19 protein-coding genes are annotated in these 18,420 nt (G+C 52.8%); 10 read left to right on the top strand and 9 right to left on the bottom strand.

Annotated features, from left to right (window positions below):
* Positions 1-316 precede the first annotated feature (316 nt).
* The 7 genes from BUB30_RS00720 to BUB30_RS00690 all read left to right on the top strand — a co-directional run bounded on the left by BUB30_RS00720 (position 317) and on the right by BUB30_RS00690 (position 6,428).
* Positions 317-1,705: a mercuric reductase gene (locus BUB30_RS00720; RefSeq protein WP_073129897.1), complete on the top strand. Its 1,389-nt coding sequence runs from the start codon at positions 317-319 to the stop codon at positions 1,703-1,705.
* A 12-nt stretch (positions 1,706-1,717) separates the two neighbouring features.
* Positions 1,718-2,926 (top strand): ergothioneine biosynthesis protein EgtB, encoded by a 1,209-nt coding sequence (egtB, locus tag BUB30_RS00715; protein ID WP_245804009.1) that lies wholly within the window; start codon positions 1,718-1,720, stop codon positions 2,924-2,926.
* 17 nt (positions 2,927-2,943) lie between these two features.
* Positions 2,944-3,939, top strand: a complete 996-nt coding sequence (gene egtD, locus BUB30_RS00710) for an L-histidine N(alpha)-methyltransferase (RefSeq protein WP_073129896.1) — start codon at positions 2,944-2,946, stop codon at positions 3,937-3,939.
* 195 nt (positions 3,940-4,134) lie between these two features.
* On the top strand, positions 4,135-4,815 hold the full coding sequence (rpiA, locus tag BUB30_RS00705; protein ID WP_073129894.1) for a ribose-5-phosphate isomerase RpiA: 681 nt from the start codon (positions 4,135-4,137) through the stop codon (positions 4,813-4,815).
* 91 nt (positions 4,816-4,906) lie between these two features.
* Complete coding sequence (locus BUB30_RS00700; RefSeq protein WP_073129892.1) at positions 4,907-5,380, top strand: Dps family protein; 474 nt, start codon at positions 4,907-4,909, stop codon at positions 5,378-5,380.
* Positions 5,381-5,460: 80 nt separating this feature from the next.
* Positions 5,461-5,868, top strand: coding sequence for a PH domain-containing protein (locus BUB30_RS00695; RefSeq protein WP_143164713.1), 408 nt, complete (start codon positions 5,461-5,463; stop codon positions 5,866-5,868).
* A 98-nt stretch (positions 5,869-5,966) separates the two neighbouring features.
* Positions 5,967-6,428, top strand: coding sequence for a hypothetical protein (locus tag BUB30_RS00690; RefSeq protein ID WP_143164712.1), 462 nt, complete (start codon positions 5,967-5,969; stop codon positions 6,426-6,428).
* 43 nt (positions 6,429-6,471) lie between these two features.
* Here BUB30_RS00690 and BUB30_RS00685 read toward each other — a convergent pair whose 3' ends face one another.
* The 3 genes from BUB30_RS00685 to BUB30_RS00675 form a co-directional block, all read right to left on the bottom strand.
* Positions 6,472-7,119 (bottom strand): phosphatase PAP2-related protein, encoded by a 648-nt coding sequence (locus tag BUB30_RS00685; RefSeq protein WP_073129887.1) that lies wholly within the window; start codon positions 7,117-7,119, stop codon positions 6,472-6,474.
* Between the two features lie 62 nt (positions 7,120-7,181).
* Complete coding sequence (locus BUB30_RS00680; protein WP_073129885.1) at positions 7,182-7,961, bottom strand: SDR family NAD(P)-dependent oxidoreductase; 780 nt, start codon at positions 7,959-7,961, stop codon at positions 7,182-7,184.
* Between the two features lie 6 nt (positions 7,962-7,967).
* Positions 7,968-8,780: a phytanoyl-CoA dioxygenase family protein gene (locus BUB30_RS00675; protein ID WP_073129883.1), complete on the bottom strand. Its 813-nt coding sequence runs from the start codon at positions 8,778-8,780 to the stop codon at positions 7,968-7,970.
* 675 nt (positions 8,781-9,455) lie between these two features.
* On the opposite strand from BUB30_RS00675, the gene BUB30_RS00670 reads away from it, so the two are divergent.
* The 3 genes from BUB30_RS00670 (at position 9,456) to BUB30_RS00660 (ending at position 12,308) form a co-directional block, all read left to right on the top strand.
* Complete coding sequence (locus tag BUB30_RS00670) at positions 9,456-10,328, top strand: glycosyltransferase family protein (RefSeq protein ID WP_073129882.1); 873 nt, start codon at positions 9,456-9,458, stop codon at positions 10,326-10,328.
* A gap of 223 nt (positions 10,329-10,551) precedes the next feature.
* On the top strand, positions 10,552-11,319 hold the full coding sequence (locus tag BUB30_RS00665) for a phosphatase PAP2 family protein (protein ID WP_073129880.1): 768 nt from the start codon (positions 10,552-10,554) through the stop codon (positions 11,317-11,319).
* 149 nt (positions 11,320-11,468) lie between these two features.
* Positions 11,469-12,308, top strand: a complete 840-nt coding sequence (locus tag BUB30_RS00660) for an SdiA-regulated domain-containing protein (RefSeq protein WP_073129879.1) — start codon at positions 11,469-11,471, stop codon at positions 12,306-12,308.
* Between the two features lie 19 nt (positions 12,309-12,327).
* Here the strand turns inward: BUB30_RS00660 and BUB30_RS00655 are convergent, their stop codons facing one another.
* The 6 genes from BUB30_RS00655 to BUB30_RS00630 are packed head-to-tail and all read right to left on the bottom strand — an operon-like array spanning position 12,328 to position 18,390.
* Positions 12,328-13,446, bottom strand: a complete 1,119-nt coding sequence (locus BUB30_RS00655; RefSeq protein ID WP_073129877.1) for an ABC transporter permease — start codon at positions 13,444-13,446, stop codon at positions 12,328-12,330.
* Positions 13,443-14,549: an ABC transporter permease gene (locus BUB30_RS00650; protein ID WP_073129875.1), complete on the bottom strand. Its 1,107-nt coding sequence runs from the start codon at positions 14,547-14,549 to the stop codon at positions 13,443-13,445. The genes BUB30_RS00655 and BUB30_RS00650 overlap by 4 nt, the downstream gene beginning before the upstream one ends.
* A gap of 10 nt (positions 14,550-14,559) precedes the next feature.
* Positions 14,560-15,300, bottom strand: coding sequence for an ABC transporter ATP-binding protein (locus BUB30_RS00645; protein WP_073129874.1), 741 nt, complete (start codon positions 15,298-15,300; stop codon positions 14,560-14,562).
* A 1-nt stretch (position 15,301) separates the two neighbouring features.
* Positions 15,302-16,213 carry an ABC transporter ATP-binding protein gene (locus BUB30_RS00640; protein ID WP_073134600.1) on the bottom strand — a complete coding sequence of 304 codons (912 nt, stop codon included), beginning with the start codon at positions 16,211-16,213 and terminating at the stop codon, positions 15,302-15,304.
* Positions 16,214-16,218: 5 nt separating this feature from the next.
* Positions 16,219-17,103: an HlyD family secretion protein gene (locus tag BUB30_RS00635; RefSeq protein WP_073129872.1), complete on the bottom strand. Its 885-nt coding sequence runs from the start codon at positions 17,101-17,103 to the stop codon at positions 16,219-16,221.
* An 18-nt stretch (positions 17,104-17,121) separates the two neighbouring features.
* Complete coding sequence (locus BUB30_RS00630) at positions 17,122-18,390, bottom strand: TolC family protein (RefSeq protein ID WP_073129871.1); 1,269 nt, start codon at positions 18,388-18,390, stop codon at positions 17,122-17,124.
* Positions 18,391-18,420: the final 30 nt, after the last annotated feature.

Below are 18,420 nucleotides of genomic sequence, written 5' to 3'. Positions count from 1 at the left end.
AAGTAGGAAGAAGCCCTTCAAATTCCATCGTAGGAACCTCGAATTAAATTCATCAAAAACCGGGTGTGTAAAAAATTCCACATGTTCCACACTCCTGTTTTACCCCCGACGTGAACGATATTTATCAAGAAGAAAATTCGAAATGCGATTTTACCCTTGATGCTCAAGCATCTTTCCCCTGTGTAGGTAGGATGATGCTTGAAGTCTGTATCGTCAACGCAATTTGTGGCACGCTATTTTATACACCACGTTCGAGGATCAGGCCTGGACACGACGGAGCAATTTTAGCATCTTGCACGTTCCTCAAACCCTAACCATGATGAAATACGATGCCGTAATTATCGGATCGGGTCAAGCCGGTTCTCCCCTTGCCGCGAAGCTCGCAAAGGTCGGATGGAAAACAGCCCTGATCGAAAAGCGTTGGGTGGGCGGCACGTGTGTGAACGACGGCTGCACCCCGAGCAAAACCCTCATCGCTTCCGGTCGCCGAGCCTACCTGGCACGACACTCGGCCGCACTAGGCATTCAGATGCCCGCTCCTGTCGTTGATATGGCTGCCGTGATCCAGCGCAAAGACAGGATCGTCATCGCTAAGCGCGCGCGTCTTGAAGAATGGCTCCGCAAAACAGACGGCCTCGACCTCATCATCGGCACAGCCAGTTTTACCGGCGACAAAAAATTGACCGTTCATCACCCCGATGGAACGTCCACGGAAGTAGAAGGCGAATTCATCTTTGTCAACACCGGCGCATCGCCACAGATACCCGCGATCGAAGGTGTTAACGATACCCCCTATTACACGTCGACAACGATCATGGACCTGAAAACTGTTCCCGATCACCTGGTTATTCTCGGTGCCGGTTACATCGCCATGGAATTCGGACAACTCTTCCGCCGCCTGGGTAGCCAGGTGACCCTCCTGGAACGCTCGGCCGCACTGCTGAACAAAGAGGATGACGACATTGCCGGCGAATTGAAAAATATCCTTGAAATGGAAGGCATTAAGATCCGCCTCGGCACAGCCGTCACCAAAGCCAGCCGGCTTGCTGATGGAAAGATCGAGCTGACCTTGTCCTCCAACGGCACATCCCAAACCCTCACCGGCTCCCACTGGCTGATCGCATCGGGGCGCCTGCCAAACCTCCGTGAACTAAAACCCGAACGCGCCGGTATTGTTCTCACAGAAAAAGGTTTTATAAAAACCGACGATCGATTGGAAACTTCCGTAAAAGGAATTTATGCGCTGGGAGATGTGAGAGAAGGCCCCGCCTTCACGCACATTTCCTACAACGACTACCTCGTCGTTTCACGCAATTTGCTGGATAAGGCCGGACTTTCCGTGCAGGACAGACTGGTTCCGTATTGCATGTTCACCGACCCCGAGTTGGGCCGCATCGGCCTCACCGAAAAAGCGGCACGCGAGAAAGGACGGCGCATCAAAGTGGCCAAGCTCAGCATGACGCAGGTGGCGCGCGGGATCGAGACCGGCGAAACGCGCGGCATGATGAAAGCCATCGTGGATGAGGAAACGCACGAAATACTCGGCGCTTCCATCCTGGCGCCCCATGGCGGCGAGATCATGTCGGTGCTGGAAGTAGCCATGATGGGAAAGCTGCCTTACGAAAAAATTCGCGACGGCATTTTTGCCCATCCTACTTTTTCGGAATCGCTCAACAACCTTTTTATGACCTTAGACAACGCTTGAAAAGTATTTTTTATGACCGAAGCCTTACTTTCTGAAAAAATAGTTGCCTCGTCGCCCGGGATGACTGCACTACGGGCGACCTATCTGCGCGTACGGAAACTGACGGAGGATATCTGTGCTCCTCTGCAAACCGAAGACTATGTCGTGCAACCGGTGGAAGACGTGAGCCCGCCCAAATGGCACCTGGGACACACCACGTGGTTTTTCGAAACCCTCTTGTTAAAAGCCTACCGGGAGGGCTACCAGGAATTTAATGCCAACTTCAATTTTGTTTTCAATAGTTATTATGAAAGTCTTGGCGCACGCGTGGTCCGGACCCAGCGCGGAAACCTGAGCCGGCCCACGGTAGCGGAAATTTATCAATACCGCCAGCACGTCGATGCCGCCATGATGGCCTGGATGAACGAAACCTTGCCGAAGACCGTGATCGATCTGATCACCCTGGGATGTCATCACGAACAACAACACCAGGAATTGTTGTGGACCGACATCAAATACATCCTTGGCCACAATCCCTTGTTGCCCGCGTACACCGAAAATCACACCCTGGAATTTTGCGATGTACAACCTCATGCCTCCGATCCCTTTATCGCGATCGACGAAGGCATGCACATGATTGGTCACGCCGGGGATTCGTTTTGTTATGACAATGAATTGAACCGTCATAAAGTATTTCTCCCGTCCTTCAACATCTCCCCGGCCCTCGTCACGCATGGGGCCTATCTCGAGTTTATGGAAGACGGCGGCTACACGCATTTCAGCCACTGGCATGCCGAAGGTTGGGATTGGGTGAGGGCCAACGGCATGGCTGCCCCGCTGTATTGGTACAAACAGGACGGGGCCTGGTTCCGCTACACCCTGCGGGGACTGCTTCCGCTCGACCTAAACCAACCCGTCACGCACATCAGCTATTACGAAGCCGCAGCCTTTGCCGCATGGGCCGGCAAGCGCCTGCCTACAGAATTTGAATGGGAGGCCGCGGCGACAAATTTTGCCTGGGGCGACCGTTGGGAATGGACCGAAAGTGCCTACCTCCCCTATCCCGGTTTTGCACGGGCACCCGGCGCCGTGGGAGAATACAACGGCAAGTTTATGGTGAATCAAAAGGTTTTACGCGGCGCCTCCGCCTTCACCTCGCCCGATCACAGCCGCATATCGTATCGAAATTTCTTTCATCCACACCAGCGCTGGCAGCTCACCGGCATCCGGCTGGCATATTAACCACGAACAAAAGCGTCATGACCATACCCTTTTTAACAGATCACTACACCCGGTTGAAGAACCGGCAGGCAGCACGGGAAGAATTCTACGAAGACGTCATTCACGGCCTTACGGCAGCCTCCAAGTCGCTAAGCGCCAAGTATTTTTATGATGCCGAGGGCGACAAACTCTTTCAGCACATCATGCAATGCCCGGAATATTACCTGACCGGCTGCGAGCAGGAAATATTTGAGCAGCAGACACAAGACATCGCCAACCTGATCGGCGACCATGCGACCGACTTTGACCTGGTGGAACTCGGCCCCGGCGACGTGGCAAAATCGGGCTATCTCCTGGGCGAACTCCAGGCCAGGGGTGTCGACTACACCTATTTTCCCATCGATATCTCCGAGAGCATCATCCAAACGCTGGAGAAAACCCTGCCCCTGAGATTCCCGGGCATGCGCGTGGAAGGCTTGCAGGGCGACTATCTCGATATGTTGAAAGAAGTCAAGCTTCGCTCCGACAAACGCAAAGTGGTGTTGTTCATGGGCGCCAGTATCGGCAACGTGCCTCCCGAAGAGGCGTTGGGATTTTGCAAAGCGCTGCGAAAGCAATTGTCTCCCGGCGATTTGTTGCTGGTGGGTTTTGATTTGAAGAAACATCCCCAGGTCATCCTGGATGCCTATAACGACAAGGCCGGCATCACCCGGGCGTTCAACCTAAACCTGCTGAAACGCATCAACCGCGAATTGGGTGCCGACTTTAACCTGGAGCAGTTTGCTCATTATCCTACCTACGATCCCGCGACTGGCTCGTGCAAGAGCTACCTGGTGAGCCAGCGCGAGCAACGGGTACATATCGGGCCGTACGCCATCCGTTTTGCACAGGGTGAGCCGGTGTTTATGGAGATCTCTCAGAAATATTCGCTGCCGGAAATCCAACAACTGGCTGAGCGGTCGGGGTTTAGGAGCCTGGAGCAATTCCAGGATAGCCGGAAGTGGTTTGTGGATACGATGTGGAAATGCGTCTAACCGCCTCACCTTCGCTAAAGCTTCGGCGAGCGAAGAAAGGCGCTGAGGCCCTCCTTCGCTAAAGCTTCGGCGGGCAAGCAAAGTCAACGCAAAGATTCCTAACGTAGACTTGAGTCCCGGCGTTTAAAAATTCTGAACGGCGAGCCTCTTTTTTACACGCCACCCCTTACCTTTAGTTCGCACTTCTGAAATCGTATGGACGACGCTAAACGACATGCCGGCGAATGGTCGGCGCGCTATGTACAAAACGGCATGGTGGTAGGATTAGGCACCGGTTCCACGGTGTTCTATGCCATCCAAAAAATTGGCGAACTGATAAAACAGGGACTCACCATCCGGGCCGTGGCCAGTTCGGAACGCTCCGAAAAACTCGCCCGGGAGATGAACATCCCCATCGTTCCCTTCACCTCCATCGATAGCATCGACCTCTACATCGACGGTGCCGACGAAGCCGATCGCCAGGGCCACCTCATCAAAGGCGGCGGCGGCGCCCACACCCGCGAAAAGATCCTGGCCTACAACAGCAAGAAATTTATAGTCATTGTCGATTCTTCCAAACTGGTGGAACACCTTGGCAAATTTCCGCTGCCCGTGGAGATCCTGCCCTTTGCTGCAGAGCTCACCTTAAAACATCTCAAAGCGCTCGGCTGCGAACCCCGTCTTCGCCGCAACGGCGATCAGCAATATATCAGCGAGAACGGAAACTTCACCGCCGATTGTCAATTCAAAACGATTGAAGACCCTGTGCACCTCGACGCCGCTATCCGGAGCATTCCCGGCGTGGTGGCTACCGGCCTGTTCGCCAACACGATGGTAACGATCGTGATCGCGGGCTACGCCGATGGCACCGTAAAGGAAATTAAACCGCATGAATAAACCTGTGGGCCCATCAAAAACACAAACAACGCCACGGCTGAACGCAAATCAGAATTAAGTATATTTCCAACCCATAATCATTCTTACACGTATGCAAACGAACATTGGAATCAAGCCGGAGAACCTGGCCAGCGTAGCCAAGGAATTGTCGAAACTATTAGCCGACATCTTTGTGCTCTACACAAAAACCCGTCGCGCACACTGGAACGTTGAAGGCCCCGACTTTCACAGCCAACACCTCTTCTTCGAAACCCAGTACAACCAACTGGACGAAGTCATGGACGGCGTGGCCGAACGCATCCGGTCGCTGGGCCACTACGCTCCCTCCACCCTCAAAGACTTCCTGCAACTGACCCATCTCACCGAACAAGTCCGCGAGAAAAATGACTCTCAGGGGTTCTTACGCGAGCTCCTCACCGATCACGAAACCATCATCATCACCCTCCGCGAAAATATCAACCGCTTCGCCAACGACTACGGTGACGCCGGCACGAGCGATTATATCACGGGCCTCATGGAAGAGCATGAGAAAATGGCGTGGATGCTACGGTCGCATTTGAAATAGATCCATGTATTGAACTGTTGTTGGTGCAAGTCGCCAACAACAGTTACCTACTCATTGGGTAGAAGTCATTTCCGAACATCATGAAAACCGTTAGACGATCGTTGTGGTCCTACATGACCCATGTACTGTGGGGCTTGCCCTGTTTCGGCAATTTATTTGTTTTTCACGCGCCGTGGTCATACTTCTGGGCGCTCCCCTGCTTGTGCTGGTTGGTGGTGATGAGGAGGTTGACACCGAACTATTTTGAGGTGAAAGGAACAACGCTATTCATTAACTATGATTTTTTCAACTCCGAGCATGTCGAGATCGCTGACATTGAAAAAATTGAACTGGGGGACGGGCCTCTTTCAAAATCGTACTTCCGTCTCAAAGACCATAAACCAGGATTGGGGTTCTATTACTATCTTGTCAACGACGATGATTTCAATGCGTTCAAAGACTTCTTTCAACTAAAAGCAGAAATTTGGCCAGCTCGCCAGGAGCGATGACATCAATATCTTATAGTCCCAAAAAATTATCCTTGAACTGAACAGAGTAAGTTTCTTTGACCCAAAACCTGGTTAAGACCATCTTCCTATCTCGACACATGAAGAAAAAAATATTAATGGCACTGGGAGTGATCGTCCTCGCAGGGGTTGGATACTACGGCTACTCCGTCTATCAATTCGTTCGATGGATGGACGATCTTGGTGATTGTGGTTTTGCTTCGGGGCCATGTCTTGGAGAAAAAATTGACTTTAATCTTCGGGCCGCAAAGGTCGACCAGTACCTGGATTGTCCCAATGGCCGAATTGGCTTTGTTCATACACAGGACACCCTCACTCCGATCGTCTTCAAAATCGACAAACACTCAAAATTACTCTGGGCGCTACGACTGGAATCTGATTCCTGCAGTGGGATTCCGTTGAAACAAATGAGCGGTATGGAAATTCTAGAGGACAAAGGATTGAAACGCATTCATTTCTTCAATGAAACCTATTCGGAACCGGGGATAATCTACTTGAACGACAATTATGACTTCGAGTATCTCTGCCTGAGTCCCATGTGAAATAAGTCGATTGTTTCGCACTTCCGTTAATTCACATTCACCCTTACGGCTCATTTCGCAAAGCAGCCGTCTGCGTAGTGATCGTCCGGCGGCCGGCCAGATAGCAACTCAGCAACGCGAAGAATGGCGCCGCCACAATATCCACCGTATAGTGAGCGTGCTGGAACAACATGCAAATGGCCACGAGGACTGTATCGGCCGCCAGGAAAATCCTGAGGTTGCGACCCGTAGCCGTCAGGTAAAGCAGGAACATGGCAGACACATGGCCGGAGAAAAACAGGTCTTTCGTAATGATATTCTCCTTGTAGATCAGGTAGCCTACAAACGGGTCTTCCAGCAATACCAAACCAGGGTGTGGCTCTAAGGGGATAAAATACAATGTCGCCATCCGCATCAGCGATAGCAGGATGTAGGCTTGCATCCCGGTAAGCAAAACCTCGGGTTCATTTATGATCGCCGTGCCCACGGCCAGGATCACGCCGACATAGAGCAAGGCGAAAATATACACCGACATATCATACGGCGGGATCCAATCCAGCACAGCGTCGCCGATCAGGTGGCCGGGGCGCGCCTGGATGAATTGAAAGAAGTGATCGGCGAAAGCGGCCAACAGGATGCCGAAGAGAATGGTCAGGATGAAATGGACTCTGAAAGCGGCCGATCCCCACGCATATTTCCAGTTCTTTTTCACATCTATGATATCTAATCTACCAATGGAAATTTCAAGCCCGCAAAGGTAAGGATTTCCGGAATTTATAGTTTGGATTCATACAGGTTGTTGGCGATCCGCTCCAACAGCGCGTCCGGCAAGACTTTGGAGAAGCCCACGCTGAGGGCATTCATCCACCCGGGAATGACTTCCGCCCGGCCGGCAAACATGGCCTTCACACCCGAGCGCGCCACGTCTTCGGCCTTCATCTCGAATTTCTGTGCCGTTTCCTGCATCGCCTGCATGTTGGCTTGCGCTATAAAGTTCGTAGCCATGGGCCCCGGACTTAAACAGGTGACCGATACCGGTCCTTTCCGAAGCTCATAGCGCAGCGACCGGGTAAAGGACCGTACAAAGGCTTTGCTTGCGGCGTATAGCGACATCGTTGGAACGGGCTGGTAAGCCGAGGTGCTGCAAACATTGAGGATATAGGCCTTGGGTTGCTTTTGAAGCAGGGGCAAAATGCGGTGTGTGAGCGACACCATCCCCTGCACATTGAGACCGAGCATGGACAATTGGCTGCTCAAGGGCAACGTGTGAAAATATCCCCAGCAGGCATAGCCCGCATTGTTGATGAGCACGGTGGGTTGGAAGGATGCGCCCTGGCACCAGTCGTAGAGGGTTTGGGATGCTTCGGTTTGGGCCAGGTCGAGGGCGAGTGTATGCACCTTCACGTTGAAGCGGCTGGAGATCTCGGCGGCCAGGGTCTCGAGCAACGGGGCGGACCGGGCCACTAACAAGGTTTCGTATCCGCGGGAGGCCATCTCCAGGGCCAACGCTTTTCCCAGGCCTTTGCTGGCACCCGTAATGATCGCTTGCTTCATTCCCGGCTACCTCACCATGTTTTGAAAATGCTGATAGATAAGGGTCGGGCTCTTTTCGTTCTTGATGGCATAGGCGCCGCTGATGATGGGCACGTACATGACCTGGCGGCGGCTCTGCTCCCCCATGACGGTCGATTGGGCTACGCGGTGCCAAAGACGGCCGTCGTGAACCGTGAGATCGCCGGCCCGGGTTTGCAGCCCGACTTCGTTTTTGTCGGGGCGGTGATCGAGGAAGTATGGCTTTTTGAAGAGCACGCCAAAGATGGTTTGCTTATGTGTTCCCGGCAATATACGCAATCCGCCTTGACCAGGCTTGGCGTCCGTCAGGTGAATGCCCACGTTCAGCATGGGCATGATCTTCTTGCCATAAAAGACGTCGCGCAGGCAGTCGGTATGCCAGCCCATCCGTATGAATTTGCTAAGTTCGGTGTTGATGTAGTGGTTGATGACCAGACCATCCTTTTCGTTGTGGCCTACCCGGGGATTTTCAGCGTCGTCGCCCAGCAGGGGAAACAAGGATTGGAAGCGGGGATCTTGGATAAATTCGCTCAGGAGCGGACTTTGCTGCGAACTGAAAGGGAAGCGCTGGATGATCTTGCGTCCGTCGACGTCGGTCCCGTATTTAATGGGAACGCCGTTGATCTTTTCCACCTGCCTTTCCACACATCTATCTTCGATCACACGGATTTCCGCCCGGATATCGCTCACCGTTTCGCGGGAGATGAAATTGTTAAAATGCAAAAATCCATGCTTGGCAAAAAATTCCAGGGGTTCACGCCCCAGGGGGTCTGATAATTCAAATCGCGGATAATTTTCCATAGTTCAAAGCACCGTGGTGGTAGAATAGTTTCATTTCGAACACCATCCGTCCATAAGACACTCGTCGTTGCCCGCCGGCCGGCTAGTCGTTTGGGGGGTACTTTTCCTAAAACGTATTTTTTGAATAGAAACGTAACATTAATATAACTATATTTTATTCAATCCTTCAAATACCATCGGCATGAGGTCCGTAAATTTACGGGTTTTGTCTTGCCCGTCCGTTCGCCCGGTATTTGAGGTAGTAGAACGAATTCCGGCCCTCAAAGTTTCCGCGACAGGGTTCTCCACCGATGATACTTTTCAGGCCAACAACATGGGCCACTTCTGGCAAAAAATCTGTCCGGCCCGACGGGTCTCTAAATCGTCTGGTCACCAGGAACATGCCCGTGATGTGGATAAGTTTTTCCGGTGAAGCGGAAAATATTCCTTTCGCCGTTCACGGAGAGCCGCTAAAAAAAAGGTTTTCTTCACTTCCACCGGACCTTCAAGGTGCCCACCGATCTCAACACACGATTGAACATCTTCAGGCCAACATTTTCCTTCATCGCGGGTTAGAATGAAATCGGATGGCTGCCACCGGTTATGCCTCAGCAGAAACCGAAAAGAAAAAAAAACGTGACTACTTCACGATAAATGCCGAATTTTGTGTACCCTCTCTTTACCCCCCGTGCCCCCATGAAAGTGAGTGGATTTACATTTGTTCGTAACGCGATACGATACGACTATCCGGTCGTTGAAGCCATACAGTCCATCCTGCCCCTCTGCACGGAAATGGTGGTCGCCGTAGGCAACTCCGACGACGACACGTTGCAATTGATCCGCTCTATTCCCTCCGACAAGATCCGCATCATCGAAACCGTGTGGGACGACAACGTGCGGGATAATGGCCGCGTGCTTGCCCTCGAAACCGACAAGGCCTTCCGCGCCATCGACCCTGCCGCCGACTGGGCCTTCTACATCCAGGCCGACGAAGTGATGCATGAAAAATACATCGACGCCGTGCGCGAAAACATGCAGCGCTACAAAGACGATCACGAAGTCGAAGGGTTGCTTTTTGACTATGTACATTTTTATGGTTCCTATGATTATGTGGGCACCTCCTACCGATGGTACCGTCGCGAGGTTCGTGTGATCCGCAACCGGAAAGACATCTTTTCCTATCGCGACGCCCAGGGCTTCCGCATCCTGCCCAACCGCAAGCTGAAGGTGAAGCACATCCCGGCCTCCATCTTCCATTACGGCTACGTTCGCGAGCCGAAAGCTATGCAAAACAAACAAGTGTCGTTCAACCGCTATTGGCACAGCGACGAGTGGATCGACCAGAACATCCCGCGTACCAGCGAGTTCGACTACTCGGAGATCGACCGCCTCGAAAGGTTCCAGGGCACCCACCCGGAAGTGATGCGCCGCCGCATCGCCAACCTGACCTGGGATTTCGAATTCGACGAAAGTCGCATCCACCTCAGCCTGAAAGACCGGGTCAAGGAATGGGTGGAGAAGACCACCGGCCTCCGCCTGGGGGAATACCGCAACTATGTGATCGTCTGAGGCTTTGGTTAGTCTATGAATGCCGGACAAAGCCGGCAGGATAGGGATGGCCAGTAAATGTGGCCAATTTCACAAAACTTGAACATGGGTTAATCTTTCTGATGATCGCCGCAACCGCCGTGCGAACACCACCCTCGTACTTTTTCGGGACGAAATGTTACGCCCGGCCGGTGCCGTTTGCGCTACCTTTGTAATCCCAGTAAAAACCATTATTTTCGGGGTTATGAAGTTTTCCTCTCTGCTCGTCGCCGCCCTTTGTCTTTCCTCGGGTGCTCTCGCCCAGATCAAGCCACAACCCAGTGAACCGGGTCCAGACCTGCAGCTACAGGAAGACGCTCCCAAGGCCAAAAAAGAATACCGGCTGCTTCATGCCGTGAAGGTGCCTGCCCTGCTGATCGGGTTGGGTGTCTATACCGCGAAGAACGACAACATCATTAACCGCTACGAGATCCGGGAGGAGCGCAACAACCTCATGCCCAACTTTCACAGCAAGGTAGACAACTACCTCATGCATGCGCCCGTGGCGATCGTCTATGGCCTGAACATCGCCGGTGTGAAAGGGAAAAACGATTTCCGGAACAGGACGCTGTTGCTGGTCAAATCGGAGATGATCATGGCGGCCCTCACCTTCTCGTTCAAGTCGATCACACACGAAGAACGCCCCGACGGTAAAGACGAATTTTCTTTTCCATCGGGCCACACCGCCCAGGCTTTTGCCACGGCTACGTTCATGGCAAAGGAATACGGAGATCAGAGCGTCTGGTATACCATTGGCGCCTATAGCATGGCGACCACAGTCGGCGCTATGCGCATTATGAACAACCGCCACTGGGTGTCTGACGTGTTTGCCGGGGCGGGCATCGGTATACTCTCCACGAACATTGCCTATCTGACCCACCGCTATCACTGGAAAAATAAGAACAGCAACCTCACCGTTGTGCCTACCTATGCCAAGGGACCGGGACTCTATATCGGGTACAGGTTTAATTAGCGAACTCCGTTACCCGCTGAGCTTTAGCGAAAGCTAGTAATGTCGTCGGGACGCATGACAACACGCCCTGTCACTTTTCTCGTGGCAATTTTTTTCTGGTGATTTGAACCCTGAATAGTACCTTCGCACACTTGAGGAACCTGACGTTAATGATACCTACCGTGAAATATGGGCTACTCCCCGCCATCGGTTTGCTGCTGCTCTTTTCCTGCGAACTAAAGCGGTACGACAGTCCGCCGGGCTACGATTTCTCGACACCGGAGAAGATCATTATGCGTGAATCGTTGCTCGAGATCTCGGGCATCGCCTTCCACCACGGCAACCCCGACACCGTGCTGGCCATCAACGACGAAGACGGACGGCTTTTCTTTTTCCCCATCGACAAGAAGAAAGCTTACGCCACCAAGTTCGCCAAGAACGGCGACTTCGAAGATGTGGCCGTCTACAAACACCTGATCTACACGCTGCGCAGCGATGGCACATTGTTCTCTTTCTCCGACAGCATCAAACAAAAAAAAGTGAAGGCCCGGAAGTGGGAGAACGTGTTCCCGAAAGGCGAATACGAGAGCCTCTGTGCCCTGGAGACGGATGACAAGTTATATACCCTTTGCAAAAAATGCGGGAAGGAAAAACACATCATCCAGGGCTACACCCTCGACCTGGCCGACACATCAGGTTCGAAGGTGGGATCCTTTCAAGTCGATCTTAGCGGGGTGTCTTCATTGACCGGCAAAGTGAAGCGGGCATTCCAGCCTTCGGCGCTGGCGCTTCATCCGTTGACGGGCGAATGGTACATCCTTTCCTCTGTACACAAGACGTTGCTGATCACCGATGCCACCTGGAAACCAAAAGGGGCGTATGCACTCGATCCAAAATACTTCAATCAACCGGAAGGCATCGCGTTCGACGATGTCGGTCACTTGTATATTTCAAACGAAGGCAACGAAATTCAGAACGGGAACATCATGCGGTTTGCCTTTGTGCGCTAGCGGTCTGACGGCAGCGGCATTAGGTGGTCTTCTTATAGTTCAACACCGCCCAACCATTCAACACCACGGCAAACAGGGCTACAATACCGAGGTGAACTCGCACATCGTGCAGGTCGCTTCCCTTTAACACCACCATGCGCATGACACTGATGAGGTAGCTCACGGGGTTAAACCGCGAAATGAGTTTTGCCCACTCCGGCATGCTATCGATCGGTGTGAAGAGCCCACCCATCAGGATGAAGATCATCATAAAGAAAAACATGATGAACATCGCCTGTTGCTGTGTATCGCAGAACGTTGACACCAGCAAACCAAAACCCAGCACGGCAAGGAGGTATACACCAACAAAAACATACAACACGATCAGATTTCCCACAGGCACGATCCCATAGATAGCCCAGGCCACCAGCAGGCCCAACGTGAACACCACATTGCCAAGCACCCAAAACGGGATGAGTTTACCCAGGATGAAATGGTGCTTCCGCAAAGGGGTAACGTTGATCTGTTCGATGGTACCCACCTCTTTTTCTTTGACAATGTTCAGGGCCGTGAGAAATCCACCGATCATCGTCACCAGGATGGCCAGGATGCCGGGAACCATGAACACGCGATAGTTCAACAGGGGGTTGAACCAGTTCGAAGACGAGATGTCAATGACCGGTGCGGCATTGAAACGTCCCGGCACATTCCAGTCCAACCGGATCTCTCGGTTGTAATCGCGGATGATCGAACCCAGGTAGGCTCCTCCCAGGTTAGCCTTGGTGCCGTTGATGGCATTGACGGCCACGAAAAGCTTCTGCTCATCTTCGCGCACGAGATTGCGCTCAAAGTTCTGTGGCACTTCCAGGATCAGGTCGGCCGCGTCCGATTCCATGAGAGGGAAAGCTTCGTGGAACGAGGGAGCATTTCCGGTGAGTTTGAAGTAGCCGGAGGAAATGATCTTGTTTATCAGTTTCTGGGAGGTCGTGGAATGGTCGTGGTCCACCACACACAAATTGATGTTTTTTACTTCATAGTTGGCCGCCAGGGGCAGCACCATGAGTTGCACGACCGGCATCACCGAGATCATGACCAGGATGGCCCGATTCCGGAAGATCTGCTTGAATTCTTTTTGCAGGAGGAAAAGGATCGTTCTCATGCGAGGCGTATTTTAAAATTCTTGAGACTGATGACAAACAGGAACAGCGTCATGCCGGCGAGGATCAACGTCTCCTTCCAGATCGCGCTAAAGCCCAGGCCCTTGATCATGACGGCTTTCACGATGAGGTAATACCATTTCGAGGGCACGATGTTGGAGATGATCTGCAGGGGCACGGGCATGTTCTCGATCGGAAACATAAAACCGCTGAAAAGCATGGTGGGCAACAACATGCCCATGAGCGAAATGAGCATGGCCACCTGCTGTGAACTCGTTTTGATGCTGATGAAGATGCCCAACGTGAGACACGTGATAATGAACAGCGTGCTCTCCGCGAGCAGCAGCAATAGATTTCCCGCCACAGGCAAGTCCAGCACAAAAATGCTCATCAACAAAATAGTCCCCACATTCACAAGCGAGAGGATCAGGTAAGGCACGGCTTTGGAAAGGATCACCAGCACCGGCTTGAACGGCGACACCAACAGCACCTCCATCGTGCCGGTCTCTTTCTCTCGGACGATGGACACAGCCGTCATCATCACGCATACGAGCATCAACACCAGCGCCATCACTCCCGGCACGTAGTTGTAGACGCCCTTGAGTTGGGGATTGTAGATGAAGCGCGTTTCGGGAAGAATGCGCAGGGGAACGGACAGCGTTTGGTTGAGGCTGGCCTGGTAGTCCTGGATAATGGACGACACATAATTGGTGAGCGAGGTGGCCGTATTGGGATCGGACGCGTCGGTCACGATTTGCACGTGGGCCTGATTTTGATGCAACAGGTCTTCGTTGAAGTTGGCCGGGAACACAATGGCCATTTTGATCTCGCCTTCGCGGAAGGCGGCCTCCATTTGCAGGGGGCTCATGACGGAGCGATCCACTTCGAAATATTGGCTTGCCTCAATCTTGGTCAGCAGCTGTTGTGACGCCGCATCGTTGGCGTTGTCGACAATGAGCACGCGCGAGTTCTTCACTTCGCTGGTCAGCGCAAAGCCAAAAATAAGGATCTGCACGACGGGCATGCCGAAAAGGATCAACAGCGTCTTCCGGTCGCGCAGCACGTGCGCAAATTCTTTCCGGACAAAAGTCAAAAATTGTTTCATAGGCGTCGGGTTATTCGCTTCGTTTGGCGCCACGGGCCAACTGGTAGAACACATCATCCATCGTCGTGGTGTTGTAGCGTTGCTTCAGGGCACGTGGGGTGTCGAGGGCCTCTATTTTTCCATCGACCATGATGGAAATGCGGTTGCAGTATTCGGCTTCGTCCATGTAGTGTGTCGTCACAAAAATGGTGATGCCGTCCTGGGCGGCGGCGTAGATGAGGTTCCAGAATTGCCGGCGCGTCACCGGGTCCACGCCGCCGGTCGGCTCGTCCAGGAACACGATCTTGGGTCGGTGCAACACGGCTACAGAGAACGAAAGTTTTTGCTTCCATCCCAGCGGTAACGAGCCAACCAATTTCTTCGCTTCGCTCTCCATGCCCAGTTGTGCCAGGAGGGATTCACTTTTGGTCTTGATGTCGGCGTTACTCAACCCGTAGATTCCGCCAAAGAAGCGGATGTTCTCCACCACGGTGAGGTCCTCATACAAAGAAAACTTCTGGCTCATATAGCCGATGTTGCGCTTGATCTGTTCAGTTTGTTTATACACATCAAACCCCGCCACCTGCGCACTGCCCGACGAGGGTTTGGAAAGGCCACACAACATGCGCATGGCCGTTGTCTTGCCCGCACCGTTGGCCCCCAGAAAGCCGAAGATCTCGCCTTTGTGCACCTCGAACGTGATGCCGTTGGTGGCAATGAAATCACCAAAGCGCTTGGTGAGTTTATCGGTTTTTATTACGGTTTCGGTCATATCAGTTTTTTAGTTTATTGATGAAGCAGTCTTCAATGGTGGGGGTTGTCTTTTTCATTTCCACCGCCGCGATGCCTTGCTCCCGGAGGTAGTTTTTCACTTCGTCCTCCCCTACGCCGTCCGTAAAAGACGCGTGCATATATTCCCCGAATGCATAACTATTGCGCGTATGCGGATAGTGTTCAACGGCCTGCAACAACGCAAACATCGGTTCCGAGCGCAGCGCATAGAGCGTGTCGGGATAGGAAGCCACCACATTGGCCGGCGTGTCGATGGACAGTATTTTTCCATTTTGAATGAGGGCGATGCGATCGCACAAGGTCGCTTCATCCATGTAGGGCGTCGACACCACGATGGTGATGTTTTGTTCTTTCAGCCGCCTCAACATTTCCCAAAATTCTTTGCGCGAAACCGGATCTACGCCGGTGGTCGGTTCATCCAGGAACAGCACGGAAGGCTTGTGGATCAGCGCACAACACAACGCCAGCTTTTGCTTCATGCCCCCCGACAATTTCCCGGCCCTCCGCTTTTTGAAAGGCTCGATCTGAACATAAATATCTTTGATGAGATCGTAATTTTCTTCCACCGTCGTGTTGAATACGGTGGCAAAAAAATTCAGGTTCTCTTCGATGCTGAGGTCGGGATAGAGGGAAAATTTTCCCGGCATATACCCTACCCGGTTGCGGATCTCCTTGTAGTCCTTGACAATGTCCAGGCCGTCCACGGCGGCCGACCCGCCATCGGGAAGCAAGACGGTGGTGAGCATGCGGAAGATGCTGGTCTTGCCGGCACCGTCGGGACCGATCAGTCCAAACAACTCGCCCTTGCTCACCGCGAACGACACGTTGTCCACAGCCCGTGTGGCACCCTGTCCATAGGTTTTCGAGAGGGCATTGACAACGACGGCTTCCATAGACGCTACCATTTTATTTCACCGTACATGCCGATCTTCAAAAAGCCGTCGTTCTTCACGTTGATCTTCACGGCATAGACCAGGTTGGCGCGCTCATCTTTGGTTTGGATGGTCTTGGGGGTGAACTCCGCCTTGTCACTGATCCATTCCATGGTGCCGTCGTACCCTTTGTAGTTTCCCTTGCCATCGTCGACTTGCACTTTTACGTTTTGATGGAGTTTCACTTGGGCGAACTGGTCACCCGTGATGTAGGCGCGCAGGATGATGGTGGACAAGTCGGCGATCTTATAGAGCGGTTTTGCTGTGACCGCCATTTCGTTTGCCTCGGCATACTTTGTCAGCACCGTGCCACTCACGGGGTTCACGATCTTGCACTTGGCGAGTTGATCTTCCAGTTGGGCAACCTGCACAAAAATGGGAGATGCTTCTTCGTTGAGACTCGAGGTGGTGATGCCCAGTGAAGATTGCTGTGCTTCGATCTGTTTTTTCACCACGTCCAATTGCGTGGTGGCGTCGTCCAACTGTTTTTGCGTGGCCGCATCGGCCTTCACCAGGCGCGTGAGACGCTGTTGTTCGCGCTCGGCTTGCTTGAGTTGCTCCTGCAACGCGGCAAGTTGTTTGGCCACGTTGGGCTTCCGGCTCAGCACGGCGCCGATCTGGGCCTGCATTTGTTTTTTCTTCAAATACAATTGCACGCTGTCGATCACGCCAACGATCTCTCCCGCCTTCAGGTCCTGGCCTTCCGCGACGTTGAACATCTTGAGGGTGCCGGTCGCTTCGGCGGAGACAATGGTTTCCACCGCTTCAAACGTGCCGGAGGCGTCGAAGTCGTTTTTGTGTCCCGAGCAGGCCGTGATCAAAAGGGCGGCGAGGTATGCGATTCGTTTCATATGGAAATGTTAAAAAGGTTAATTGCCAGTAGTGGTTTTCTGATTGTATTGAGCCAGGAGAAATTGGATCTCATGGAGGATCTTGTTCTGCTGCGCCTGGTCTTGGGCGTTCACTTCACGCAGGTAGTCGTTGGTGTCGATCACCCCATTTTCCAACTGCGCCGAAGCGGCATTCTTCACACTGACGCGGAGCGCGATGATCTCGTCATCCGACGCCAACAGTTGTTGATACTTGGCGGCTTCGCGATTTTGTTGTTGCAAAGTCATGTTCGTATTGAACAGAAAGGTGCGGCGTTGCACGTCGATGTTTCGTTTGTTCAGGTCGATGAGGGCCCTGTCGCCTTTGTTGGTATACAGCCCCGCGAGCGACCAATTCAGGCGAATGCCGCCGAGGTAGTAGCCTTTCAAAGTGTTGTCCAGCATGTTTAGTGCGGGGCGGCCAAAGCCGCTTTGCAAGAAGAGGCTCAACTTGGGGCGGTTGCGCGCTGCCAGCATTTTGTATTGCACTTCCGTGCTCTGATCCTGGTAAGCATACAGCTGCATTTCCGGACGGCGGATCTCTTGTTCCACTACCGGAGCCGCGGGCTTCACCAGCACGGCACTATCGCCCAGCGAACGGTTCATGAACAGCCCCAGCATATCCGTGTAGGCCACACGGGTAGCGTTCAGCTCTACAGCCCGCTGACGGGCCTTTAGCAATTCGGCCTTCAGCACGTTAAGGCTGCTTTTGAGGGCTGTGCCGTTGGCAACCGCCGCATCGGTTTTAGCGATGCCATTCTGCAGGTCTTGGATGAGCAGGTCGTTCTGCTTCAATTGTTCACCGATCATCAAGGCCCCAAAAAACAGCTGGTTCACGCGGTCCTTCAATTTATAGAGTTCCACCTCCAACTTTTGTTCGTCAATTTTTGCATTGACTTCGAGGTTGGCTTGTTGCTCGCGGATCACGCCGCCGTCATATAAAGCCTGGGTGGCCTCGCCGTAGATCTTGTATTGATCTTTGCTGATGAGGGGCGCGCGGGAACCGGGCGTGTCGAAGGGAATTCGCGTCACATCCGATTGATAGGTCGCCTGACCGTTGATGGCCAATTGTGGCAGGTAACCTTTCGAGGCATTGCTGAGGGAATACTCCTTGCTCTTCCCAATCAGTTCGCGCTGCTGGATGAGCGGGTAGTTTTGCTCGGCCATCGCATAACATTCGTCAAGGGTGAGCGACTGGGCTTGCCCGGCCAGCGATGCCAGCAGCAGCGCAGCCGTGACCAGGGATCGCAAGGTGGAGATCGTCGTCATATTATTTTTTTGTTTTAATCATTTGATTAA

Origin of the sequence: Chryseolinea serpens (genome assembly GCF_900129725.1) — a bacterium.
Taxonomy (GTDB): domain Bacteria; phylum Bacteroidota; class Bacteroidia; order Cytophagales; family Cyclobacteriaceae; genus Chryseolinea; species Chryseolinea serpens.
The sequence above is the reverse complement of the archived record's forward strand: the minus strand, read 5'-3'. Positions and strand labels throughout refer to the sequence as shown.